Here is a 9,646-nt window from a genome sequence, read left to right as displayed (position 1 = left end):
GCTCGCGGGTTTCTACCTGCCCTGGCTCGGCGAGCCCGGCCGCGGCCGCGCGCTCGGCGTCGGCGAGGTCAAGTTCAGTGGCCAGGTGCTGCCCGAAGCAAAGGTCGTCAGCTACGAGATCGACATCCGCCGCGTGATGCGCGGCCGGCTCGCGCTGGTGATCGCCGACGGCCGCACGTACGTGGACGGGCGCGAGATCTACGTCGCGAAGGACCTGCGCGTGGGCCTCTTCAGCTCGGTGGAGGGTTTCTGATGCATCGCGTCGTCGTTACCGGCATGGGCCTGACCTCCTGCCTCGGCCGCGAGCTCGACACGGTGTCGGCCTCGCTGCGCGAAGGCCGCTCGGGCATCCGCTTCATCCCCGAGTACGAACAGCTCGGCCTTCGCAGCCGCGTGGCCGGCGACCCCGCGCTCGACCTGGACGCGCTGATCGATCGAAAGCTGCGACGCTTCATGGGCGACGCGGCGGGCCACTCGTACGTCGCGGCGATGGACGCGGTGGCGCATGCCGGCCTCGATCCCGAGGTGCTCAAGAGCCCGCGCGCCGGCGTGATCGCCGGGTCGGGCGGCGGCTCGGCGCAGTGGCAGATCGAGACGGGCGAGCTGCTCAAGACCAAGGGCGTTCGCCGCATCGGCCCGTACATGGTGCCGCGCACGATGTGTTCGACAGTGTCGGCCGCGCTGGCGACGGCCTTCGGCATCCAGGGCGTCAGCTATTCGATTTCCGCGGCCTGCGCGACGTCCGCGCACTGCATCGGCGCGGCGGCGGACATGATCCGCCACGGCATGCAGGACGTCATGCTGGTCGGCGGTGGCGAGGAACTGCACTGGGGCATGACCTCGCAGTTCGATGCGATGGGCGCGCTCTCCACCTCGTTCAACGACACGCCCGAGACGGCGTCGCGGCCGTACGACGCATCGCGCGACGGCTTCGTCATCGCGGGCGGTGGCGGCATGCTGCTGATCGAGTCGCTCGAGCATGCGCAGGCGCGCGGCGCGACGATCCATGCGGAGCTGGTCGGCTACGGCGTGACGTCCGACGGCGTCGACATGGTCGCGCCCTCGGGCGAAGGCGCGGTGCGCTGCATGCGCATGGCGCTCGACGGCCTCGACCGGCCGATCGACTACCTCAATACCCACGGGACCTCGACGCCGGTGGGTGACATCACCGAGCTGCAGGCCGTGCGCGAGGTGTTCGGCGGCGCCGTTCCGCCGCTGTCGTCGACGAAGGCGCTCAGTGGCCACTCGCTGGGCGCGGCGAGCGTGCACGAGGCGATCTACTGCCTGCTGATGATGCGCGACGGTTTCATGGCCGCGTCCAACAACATCACCGAGCTCGACGAGCGCGCCGCCGGTTACCCCGTGCTGCGCGAAACCACGCCGGCCGCGCTGCGCACCGTCATGTCGAACAGCTTCGGCTTCGGCGGCACGAATGCGTGCCTGGTGTTCTCGCGGTTCGAGGATTGACCGGCGCGGCGCCTGCCCGGCGCCGCGATCGCGCCGTCAGTAGACGGCGCACTGCATGAAACGCACCGGGCGAGTGCCCGGGCTCTGCAGCTGCAGTCGCGACGCGCGCAGCAGTTCGTAGCGCTTCATGACGCTGCACAGCGCCGCATCGTCCGCCACGGCGGCATCGTCCAGGAACACCTGCAGCGTCGAGCGCGTCGACCAGAGCGCCTTGTCGACGCCGGGCAATCGCGCGATTTCGCGGACGATCGCCTCGCGCTCCTCGTCCTCGCTCATCGGCGCCACCGGCGCCGGCGCGGCGTTCGCGACAGTCGCGCGCGCAGGCGCCGAAGCGGCAATGGGCGCCTGCGCGATCGCCGCGGGCGAGGGATCCTCGACGACCGCAAGACGCGTCAGCGCATAGCCGACCGCGATGCCGCCGAGCGTCGCGGTCGCAAGCGCCGTCCCAGACGCCCGCAACGCCCGTGCACGCGCGTGGGCGGCGATTTCGGTGTGCACGCTCGGCGGTAGCAACGGCCCTACGAGTTTCCACAGCGACTCGCCGTCGAGCACCTCGATGTTCGGCGCGACCTCGCGCGCCGCCGGCTCGGCGCGGCCCGGCGTGACCAGCACGCCGCCCGCCGCATGCCCGACGCGAACCGCACGGAGGAATTCCTCGGCGGCCGGGCGCGTGATCACGTGCGCGAGCCCCTGGCGGCACGTCAGCACCCAGGGCCGCCCGTCGCGGTAGACGTGCACGTCGCCCGCGCCGCGCTCGGCCTGCTGCTCGGGCGTCTCGCGCTCGAAGCCCGACAGGGCGAGCGCGTCGACGACGAGGTTCGACAGTTCGCGCCAGCGCATCCCGGAGAGGATGCGGAGGCCTTCCTCCACCTGGAACCGCGCTTCGCGCACTTTCCAGATGTAGGCGAGCCAGGCGATGGCGGCGACGAGGGCGATGGCCAGGCCGGTGGCCAGTGCAGCAGCGGGCGTCATGGGAGCAGGGTCTTCCTTGGGCGTGACGTGGGGCGGGCGCCGCGGCTCAGCGGAATCGTTCGGCGAGCACGCGACGGATCTCGCTTTCGATGGTGCCCTTCATCGCGCCCAGCAGGAAGCCGAGCTCGGCGGTAACGCGCACTGCGTCAGGTTCCAGGTGCACGCGGCCGTCCACGCCGCTGCGGTTGAACATCAGCGAGTCGCCCTGCCAGCCGTGCTCGACGCCGAAACGCTGCGCCAGCGTGTCCGCGATGTGCTGGACGGCCTGCCGCGCCTGGTCGGGGGCGAGCGAATGCGTGTGTCGGATATCGATGGTCGCCATGCGGCCTCCGGATCGGGGTGGCGCGCATTGTGGGCCATCGGCCGGCAACGCGGCGTCGGCATGCTAGATTGCGGCCGCGTGACTGCCCTCCGACTGCGCCCGACCGGTTCCGAACGCGACCTGCTCGATCTCGAGCCGGGCGTGCATCCGATCCTGCCGTCGATGCTCGACGCGCGGCAGTCGGCCGGCGATGCGATCGCACACATCTACGTCGACTCGCGCGGCGTATGGCTGCAGGTGCGCGACGGCGTGCGCGGCGTCTACGTCAATGGGCGTCCCATCCGCCAGATGGCGATGCTGCGCGCCGGCGATTCGATCTTCATGGCCGGCGTGGAGTGCGTGCTCGTCGGTCGCCGACCGGAACCGGGTGGGGACGACGTCCCCGCGCGTGCCGATGCGCGCGCGGTGCTGCGGGCGATCGCGGGCCGCCACCACGGACGCTGCTTTCCGCTCGAGCGCGAATGCGTGCTGGGCCGCGCCGACGACTGCGAAATCCCGATCGACGACGAGGCCATCGGCGCGCGCGAGGTGAGCCTGCGCGTCACGGCCAAGGGCGTGCGCGCGACGTCGTCCACGCCGGGTGCGCCGGTATGGGTCAACGGCCATGCGCTGTCGACCGGCCTGCTGCTGCCGGGTGACCAGCTGGTGGTCGCCGGCCAGCACCGGTTCGTGGTCGAAGCCGCACGGCCGTCGGGCCTGGCGGAGGCCGAGCCCGAGCGGCGCGCATCCGGACGAGCGCCATCGCCGCCGAAACTCCGGCGCGCGGCGCGGCGCCTGCCGTGGTTGATCGTCGCTGCCGTGCTGCTCGCGGGCGCTCTCAGCCTCCTGCTGCTGTACGGCGCCGGCTGACGTTCGGCCGCAGGCGTTTCCAGGCGCGCCAGCCGAGCAGCAATGCGGCGATCGCGGCGTACATCGCGGGCTCGCGGATGTCGGACTTCACCAGCCACCAGAAGTGCAGTACGGCGAGCACCGCGACCGCGTAGATCGCCTGGTGGAGTTGGCCCCAGCGCCGGCCGAGCGCGCGCATCGCCCGCTGGAACGACGTGGCGGCCAGCGGCACCAGCAGAACCCACGCCGCGAAGCCGACCATGACGAAGGGCTTCTTCGCGATCGCCGCGCCGATCTGCGACCAGTCCCAGCGCAGATCGAGCACGATCCAGGCGGCGAAGTGCAGGGTCGCGTAGAAGAAGACGTACAGCCCGAGCATGCGTCGGAAGCGCAACAGCACGGGCTTGCCGGTGAGCTGCCGCAACGGCGTCACTGCCAGCGTGAGCATCAGCAGGCGCAATGCCCACAGGCCCAGGAAATGCTCGGTCGCCGCGACGGGATCGGCGCCGAGCGCGCCGGTGCCGAGCAGCACCTCCGAGCGCACCTGCCACGCGATCCACGCCGCCGGCGCGAGCGCGAGCAGGTGGACCAGCGTCTTGGCGGCGACGATGCGCGGCTCGCGGCGTCGATTGCGCACCGGTCGCTGCGCGGAGACGGCGGTCAGAACCACTTCCTCAGGTCCAGTCCCGCGTACATCGAGCCGACCTGTTCGGCATAGCCGTTGAACAGGCGCGTCGGGATCCGATCCGCGAACAGCTTGCTGCCGGTGCCGGCGATGCGCCGCTCGGTCTTCTGGCTCCATCGGGGATGGTCGACGTTCGGATTGACGTTGGAGAAGAAGCCGTACTCGTCCGGCGCCTGGTCGTTCCAGCTGGTAAACGGCAGGTGCTCGACGAGGGTGATCGCGACGATCGACTTGACGCCCTTGAACCCGTACTTCCACGGCACGATCAGGCGCAGGGGGGCGCCGTTCTGCTGCGGCAGCGGCTTGCCGTAGAGCCCGGTGGCGAGCAGCGTGAGCGGGTGCATCGCCTCGTCGATGCGCAGGCCTTCGCGGTACGGCCAGTCGAGCGCCGGGTATCCGAGCCCCGGCATCTGCGCGCGGTCGGCGAGGGTGGTGAACGCCACGTACTTCGCCTTCGAGGTCGGCTTGAAGCGCTTCAGCACGTCGCCGAGCGGCACGCCGAGCCAGGGGATGACCATGGACCAGCCCTCGACGCAGCGGTGCCGGTAGACGCGCTCCTGCGGCGTCAGGCCCTGCAGGAGGTCGTCGAGTCCGATCCGGCCCGGCTTGGCGCAATGGCCGCCCACCGCGACCGTCCACGGCCGGGTGCGCAGGGTGCGAGCGGCCTTCGACGGATCGCCCTTGCCCGTGCCGAATTCGTAGAAGTTGTTGTAGGTGGTCGCGTCCTGCCACGTGGTGCGCGGCTCGGCCGTGGTGAAGCCGGCGCGCATGCGGGCGGGGTCGATCTTCGCGGCCGGCGGCGCGGCGGGCGCGTCGGCCTTCGCGCAGCCCGACAGCCCCAACGCGCCGGAGGCGGCGAGGCCCGCCACGATGCGCCGTCGGTCGCGGTAGACCGCTTCGTCGGTGACGTCGCGGGCGGGGATGCGCAGGGCGTCGCGCAGGGACATGGCCGCCTCCGGTTTCGATACCCGATTAGACGTCCGGCGCGATGAAAAAGATGCAGCCGCCGCCTGAACCGCGTGCTGCGCTGCGGCATACTCGAAATCCATCCTCGCCCGCAGGTGTCCGATGTCGCGCGTCTTCAATTTCAGTGCCGGTCCCGCCACCCTCCCGGAAGCCGTGCTCGAGCAGGCGCGCGACGAGCTGCTGGACTGGCGCGGCGTCGGTGCGTCGATCGTCGAGCTGAGCCACCGCGGTGCGGAGTTCATGGCGGTGGCGGCCGAGGCGGAGGCGGACCTGCGCCGCCTGATGTCGATCCCGGACGATTACGCGGTGCTGTTCCTCGCCGGCGGCGCCACCACCGCGCAGGCGCTGATCCCGCTGAACATCGCCGCGGCCGGTCAGCGCGCGGACTACGTGGTGACCGGACACTGGGGAAAGACGTCGATCAAGCAGGCGCGGCACTACGTCGACGTGCACGTGGCCGCCACCGGCGAGGCCGGCGGCTTCCACGACATCCCGTCGCCGGCCACGTGGGACCTGTCGACCGACGCGGCCTACGTCCACATCACCGCGAACGAAACCATCCACGGCGTCGAATTCCGCGATATCCCGGACGTGGGCGCGGCGCCGCTGGTCGCGGATTTCAGTTCGAGCATCGCGTCCGAGCCGCTCGACGTGTCGAAGTTCGGGATCATCTACGCCGGCGCGCAGAAGAACCTGGGGCCCGTCGGCGTCACCGTCGTCATCCTGCGGCGCGACCTGCTGGAGCGCGAGGGCCAGCCGCGCGCCGACATCTTCGACTACCGCTCGCACGTCAAGGGCGAGTCCATGCTCAACACGCCGCCCACCTGGAACTGGTACCTCGCCGGACTGGTGTTCAAGTGGATGCTGGCCGAGGGCGGCGTCGAGGAATTCGCACGCCGCAACGCGCGCAAGTCGACGATGCTGTACGACGCGATCGACGGCTCGGGCGGCTACTACCGCAACGACGTCGCGCCGGCGGTGCGCTCGCGCATGAACGTGCCGTTCTTCCTGCACGACGCCGCGCTCGACAAGGCGTTCCTCGCGGAGTCGGTGGCCGCCGGACTGATCGGGCTGAAGGGCCACCGCGCGCTCGGCGGCATGCGCGCGTCGATCTACAACGCGATGCCGGAAGCGGGCGTGCGTGCGCTGGTCGAGTTCATGGCGGACTTCAGGAACCGGCACGGATGAGCAGCCGCGATCCACGCGCGCGGCGGCTCACGGCCGCCCGCGGACCGCAGGCGGCGACCGCGCCGTGAGCAGCCGGTTCGACGAGGCATGGTTCGCCGCGCGCGCCGTCGCCGGCATCCGCGAGCTGGCCGCCTACGACCCGGGGCACGACGTCGCGGCGCTCCGCCAGCGCACCGATTGGCTGGTCGAGCTCGGCTCGAACGAGAACCCGTACGGCCCGTCGCCGAATGCGCGCGGCGCGGTGCTGGACGCGCTGCATCTCATGCATCGCTACCCCGATCCCCGCGGCGCGCGGCTGAAGGCGGCGCTCGCGGGGCGGCTGGGCGTCGATGAAGGGCAACTGCTGCTCGGAAACGGCTCGCACGAGCTGTTGATGCAGCTGGCCCAGGTCTTTGCCGGTCCGGGCACCGACGTGGTGTATCCGCGGTACGGCTTTGCGGTGTTCGGGCTCGCGGCGCGCGCCTCGGGTGCCCGCGCCTGCGTGGCGGAGGCGCTGTCCGAGGACGCGCCAATGCCGTTCGGGCACGACCCCGACGCGTTGCTGGGCGCGATCACGCCGTCCACGGCGCTGCTATACATCGCGAATCCGAACAACCCGACCGGAACCTGGCTCGACCGGGAGACACTGGCCCGCTTCGTGGACGCGGTGCCGCGCGAGGTGGTGCTCGTCGTCGACGAGGCGTACGCGGAGATGGCCGACGCGACCGACTACGCGAGCGCGCTGCCGCTGCTCGCGGCGCACCGGAATCTCGTGGTCACCCGCACCTTCAGCAAGGCGTATGCGCTCGCCGGGCTGCGATGCGGTTACGCGGTCGCGTCGCCGGGGCTGGTCGCCGTGATGGAGCGCGTGCGCGAGAGCTTCAACGTCAATTCGATGGCGCTGGCCGCCTGCGAGGCGGCGCTCGCCGACGTCGAGCATCTGCGCTGGACGACCGCGCGCAATGCGGAGCAGCGCATCGCGCTCGCACGGGCGCTGGCGGCGCGCGGCGTCGCGACGCTGCCGTCGCAGACGAACTTCCTGCTCGCGCGTTTCGGCGAGCGCACCTCCGCGGTCGAGGCTGCGCTGTTGCAGCGCCACGTGGTGCTGCGCCCGATGGGAGGCTACGGTTTGCCGCACTACAGCCGCATCACGGTCGGAACCGCCGACGAGAATCGGCGCCTGCTGGCCGCGCTGGACGAGGTGAACGCATGAGCCTGGACTGGCTCGCGTCGCGCGGTGCGCCGCTGCGCGGACGGCTACGCGTGCCCGGCGACAAGTCGATATCGCACCGCGCGATCATGCTGGCGGCGATCGCGGAGGGCACCAGCCGCATCACCGGCTTCCTCGAAGGCGAGGACACCCGCGCGACCGCGCGCGTGTTCGCCCAACTGGGCGTGCGCATCGAAGCGCCCGCGCCGAGCGAGCGCATCGTGCATGGCGTCGGGCTGCACGGGCTGCGCGCCGCGGCCGCGCCACTGGACTGCGGCAACGCGGGAACCGGCATGCGCTTGCTGGCCGGCATGCTCGCCGGGCAGGCCTTCGACAGCGTCCTGGTCGGCGACGAATCGCTCTCGCGCCGGCCGATGCGCCGCGTCACCGAGCCGCTGGCCCGCATGGGCGCCCGCATCGCCGCCGGGGACGGGGGCCTGCCACCGCTGCGCATCACGGGTGGCGCGCCGTTGACCGGCATCGAGTACGCCTCGCCGGTCGCGAGCGCACAGGTGAAGTCGGCGGTGCTGCTTGCAGGGCTCTATGCCGACGGCGACACCGCCGTCGCCGAGCCGCGCCCGACGCGCGACTACACCGAACGCATGCTGCGCGCGTTCGGCGCGGACGTGCGGTTTTCGCCGGGAGCGGCGCGTGTCGCGGGGCGCCCTCGCCTGCGCGCGACCGACGTGCACGTCCCCGCGGATTTTTCTTCCGCCGCCTTCTTCCTGGTGGCGGCGTCGATCGTGCCGGGGTCCGACCTCCTGATCGAGGGCGTCGGCATGAACCCGCGGCGCACCGGCCTGCTCGACGCGCTGCGCCTCATGGGCGCGGACATCGAGGCGCACGCCGAGCGGGAGGAGGGCGGTGAACCCGTCGCCGACCTGCGCGTGCGCGCCGCCGCATTGCGCGGCATCGACGTGCCGCTCGCGCTTGTGCCGGACATGATCGACGAGTTCCCGGCGCTCTTCGCGGCCGCCGCCTGCGCACGCGGCCGCACGACGGTCCGTGGCGCGGAGGAACTGCGCGTCAAGGAGTCCGATCGCATCGCCGCGATGTCGACGGCGCTGCAGGCGCTCGGGATCAACGTCCAGGAGCGCGACGACGGTGCGGTGATCGAGGGCGGTGCGCCGCACGCGGGCGACGTCGACAGCCACGGCGATCACCGCATCGCGATGGCGACCGCCGTACTGGCGCAGCGGGTCGACGGCGACGTGCGCATCCGCGACGTCGAGAACGTGGCGACCTCGGTCCCGGGTTTCGTCGACGTCGCGGCGTCGGTCGGTTGCCGGATCGCGGCGATCACTCCGTCAGCTTGAAGTCGATCGGCACGACGACGTCGCCCACCGTGGGGTGGCCGTCCGCGATCGCCGGCTCGAACTGCCAGCGGCGCACGGCCTGCGCGGCCGCGCGGTCGAGATCGCGCGAGCCGCTCGACTGCGCGATCTCCGTCGACGTGGGCACGCCGTCCGGGCCGATGTGCACCAGCACGAGCACGGTGCCGGTGGTGCCGTCGCGCAACGCGCCGCTCGGATAGTTGGGCGGCGGCGTCCTGCCGGGGAGCGGGCGCGGCTTGCGGTCCGCCACTGCCGGCGCGCGCGGTTCGGACGCCGGGCGCTCCACGGGTGCGGCCGCGGGCGCGGGACGTTCGACCGGCTGGCGCGCGACCGGTGCCTCGACCGCGGGCGGCGGCTCGAGCGAACCGATGCCCGAGCCCGCTTCGCCCGCCATCGGCGCGGGCAGCGGCGAATAGCCGGGCTCGGAGGCGGCCGGGGGCACGTCGCCGGCACGGAAGAACCCGCCGTGCTGCTGCGGCCGGATCGCGACCACGAAGAGCACCAGTCCGACGATGAAGGCGAGCGCGATCCACGGCCACGTGCGCCGCCACAGCGGCGGCGGAGTGGGCTTGGGCGGTTCGACGGGCGGGGCGGAGGAGGGGGCCATGCGGGTCGTATCCATCGGTTCATGCTGCGTACGCCGCCGTTAACGCCCCGGGAAGGAGCGCCGCGCGCGCGCTGCGGTGATAATGCCG

At 71.9% G+C, this 9,646-nt stretch carries 11 protein-coding genes; 6 read left to right on the top strand and 5 right to left on the bottom strand.

Annotated features, from left to right (window positions below):
* Both E4F61_RS04070 and fabB read left to right on the top strand, forming a co-directional pair.
* Positions 1–253, top strand: a 253-nt coding sequence (locus E4F61_RS04070) for a hotdog family protein (RefSeq protein WP_484481998.1), incomplete at its 5' end; no start/stop codon positions are given.
* Positions 253–1,467, top strand: coding sequence for a beta-ketoacyl-ACP synthase I (fabB, locus tag E4F61_RS04065; protein WP_133478389.1), 1,215 nt, complete (start codon positions 253–255; stop codon positions 1,465–1,467). The genes E4F61_RS04070 and fabB, both read left to right, overlap by 1 nt.
* A gap of 36 nt (positions 1,468–1,503) precedes the next feature.
* Here fabB and E4F61_RS04060 read toward each other — a convergent pair whose 3' ends face one another.
* Both E4F61_RS04060 and E4F61_RS04055 read right to left on the bottom strand, forming a co-directional pair.
* Positions 1,504–2,439: a restriction endonuclease gene (locus E4F61_RS04060; protein ID WP_133478388.1), complete on the bottom strand. Its 936-nt coding sequence runs from the start codon at positions 2,437–2,439 to the stop codon at positions 1,504–1,506.
* Positions 2,440–2,485: 46 nt separating this feature from the next.
* The gene (locus tag E4F61_RS04055; protein ID WP_133478387.1) at positions 2,486–2,761 is read right to left on the bottom strand and encodes a polyhydroxyalkanoic acid system family protein; all 276 of its coding nucleotides are present in this window, start codon (positions 2,759–2,761) and stop codon (positions 2,486–2,488) included.
* A 78-nt stretch (positions 2,762–2,839) separates the two neighbouring features.
* Between E4F61_RS04055 and E4F61_RS04050 the strand changes: the two genes are divergently transcribed.
* Complete coding sequence (locus E4F61_RS04050) at positions 2,840–3,610, top strand: FHA domain-containing protein (RefSeq protein WP_162301398.1); 771 nt, start codon at positions 2,840–2,842, stop codon at positions 3,608–3,610.
* Here E4F61_RS04050 and E4F61_RS04045 read toward each other — a convergent pair.
* Together E4F61_RS04045 and msrP are read right to left on the bottom strand one after the other, a co-directional pair.
* A complete protein-coding gene (locus E4F61_RS04045; protein ID WP_425480106.1) occupies positions 3,579–4,226 on the bottom strand; it encodes a protein-methionine-sulfoxide reductase heme-binding subunit MsrQ in 648 nt (215 codons plus the stop codon). The two genes, E4F61_RS04050 and E4F61_RS04045, sit on opposite strands and share 32 nt — an antisense overlap.
* A gap of 23 nt (positions 4,227–4,249) precedes the next feature.
* Positions 4,250–5,221 (bottom strand): protein-methionine-sulfoxide reductase catalytic subunit MsrP, encoded by a 972-nt coding sequence (msrP, locus tag E4F61_RS04040; protein WP_133478385.1) that lies wholly within the window; start codon positions 5,219–5,221, stop codon positions 4,250–4,252.
* Between the two features lie 121 nt (positions 5,222–5,342).
* Between msrP and serC the strand changes: the two genes are divergently transcribed.
* From serC to aroA, 3 genes are all read left to right on the top strand, one after another.
* Positions 5,343–6,428, top strand: coding sequence for a 3-phosphoserine/phosphohydroxythreonine transaminase (gene serC / locus E4F61_RS04035; protein ID WP_133478384.1), 1,086 nt, complete (start codon positions 5,343–5,345; stop codon positions 6,426–6,428).
* Between the two features lie 64 nt (positions 6,429–6,492).
* A complete protein-coding gene (gene hisC, locus E4F61_RS04030; RefSeq protein ID WP_162301397.1) occupies positions 6,493–7,620 on the top strand; it encodes a histidinol-phosphate transaminase in 1,128 nt (375 codons plus the stop codon).
* On the top strand, positions 7,617–8,933 hold the full coding sequence (gene aroA, locus E4F61_RS04025) for a 3-phosphoshikimate 1-carboxyvinyltransferase (protein ID WP_133478382.1): 1,317 nt from the start codon (positions 7,617–7,619) through the stop codon (positions 8,931–8,933). Before hisC ends, aroA begins: the two co-directional genes overlap by 4 nt.
* On the opposite strand, the gene E4F61_RS04020 is transcribed toward aroA, so the two are convergent.
* A complete protein-coding gene (locus tag E4F61_RS04020; RefSeq protein ID WP_162301396.1) occupies positions 8,917–9,558 on the bottom strand; it encodes an energy transducer TonB in 642 nt (213 codons plus the stop codon). The two genes, aroA and E4F61_RS04020, sit on opposite strands and share 17 nt — an antisense overlap.
* Positions 9,559–9,646: the final 88 nt, after the last annotated feature.

It is taken from the genome of Cognatilysobacter segetis (genome assembly GCF_004359965.1).
GTDB classification, from domain to species: Bacteria; Pseudomonadota; Gammaproteobacteria; order Xanthomonadales; family Xanthomonadaceae; genus Cognatilysobacter; species Cognatilysobacter segetis.
This window is presented reverse-complemented; position numbering and strand designations above follow the sequence as displayed.